Annotated in this window: 1 protein-coding gene; it reads right to left on the bottom strand. The window is 56.1% G+C overall.

The window, feature by feature from the left end; all coding sequences use genetic code 11:
* The coding region (locus ACO0LG_RS29670) for a DUF4214 domain-containing protein (RefSeq protein ID WP_423032237.1) at positions 1–255 on the bottom strand (255 nt) is incomplete at both ends.

Below are 255 nucleotides of genomic sequence, written 5' to 3'. Positions count from 1 at the left end.
ATTCAGCACTCGATACAAAGGAAGCACTGATCTTACTCAGGTTCATGCCCTCCTTTTGCGCCTGCATCCAGTAAGCCAGGCCGTCACGGTCAGGCAAACGGTCAAAGGCACCAAAGTACAGACGCGTAATCCCACCGATGCCCCCCTGGAATTCAGCTGACTCCATGAACGATGCTGCGACCTGGGCCCGGCTCATCTTGCCACTGTCTATCTGCCCTTGCCAGTACTGCACACCTGCGGTATCAGCCTCACGGA

Origin of the sequence: Undibacterium sp. Ji42W, from assembly GCF_049340405.1 — a bacterium.
Lineage (GTDB): Bacteria > Pseudomonadota > Gammaproteobacteria > Burkholderiales > Burkholderiaceae_D > Undibacterium.
The sequence above is the reverse complement of the archived record's forward strand: the minus strand, read 5'-3'. Positions and strand labels throughout refer to the sequence as shown.